We start from the raw sequence: 709 nt of genomic DNA on the forward strand, positions 1-709 counted from the left end.
CCGGAATCGGTATCCTCCTCGGCGGCGCGCTCTGCCGAAGAGCTGGCCTCGCCCGTGTCTGCCTCGTCCTCGTCATCGGCACCCGGGTCGTCGGGGACGATCAGCTCCTCCAGCTTCTCGATCGACTCGGGACTCAACCGGTCCAGGGTTGTCTCGGTGAACTGCCGCTCGAACATCGACTCCGCGGCGCCCAGCAGCCGCTCGATCCGGCCCGGCGTCGGCGGCTCGATCCTCACCTCCCTGCACCGCGTCAGCAGCGCGGTCCGTAACCGGTCGCGGGAGATCTCCGTCGGACAGATATCGGAGGCCAGCCACACGACGAGCTTGTCCTCATCGCCGACCGTCGGCTCCTCGAACTTGTGATACTCGCGGATCTGCGTGCGATGATTCACCGCCGTACGAGAGGTGAAGTCGTAGAAGGCGAACAGCGCAGCATCCACCTTGACCTGGCCGGCCATGAACTCCACCGCCGCCCGCGGAATGTCTTCCCTGCGCGGGAAGCGCGCCTCCAGCTCGAAGTACTTCAACATCAAGCCGAAGCCCAGCCTCGTTGCCCCCGACTTGTTGGCCAGCAGCGCCAACTCCTGCTCATCCAGAGTTCCAGCAGTCGAGGAGGTCTTCCAGTTCCCACTCGCGCCGCATCTCGGCAACCCTTCTTCCGATGTGCCCCGAAGGTCAGAAGAACGATGATTCGTAGTCATATGGCTAC

At 64.2% G+C, this 709-nt stretch carries 1 protein-coding gene; it reads right to left on the reverse strand.

The genetic code is table 11. The features are described from left to right. On the reverse strand, positions 1-581 hold a 581-nt coding region (locus E1292_RS50585; RefSeq protein WP_165975199.1), incomplete at its 3' end, for a DUF4158 domain-containing protein. Positions 582-709 lie beyond the last annotated feature (128 nt).

Source organism: Nonomuraea deserti, assembly GCF_004348685.1.
GTDB lineage: Bacteria > Actinomycetota > Actinomycetes > Streptosporangiales > Streptosporangiaceae > Nonomuraea > Nonomuraea deserti.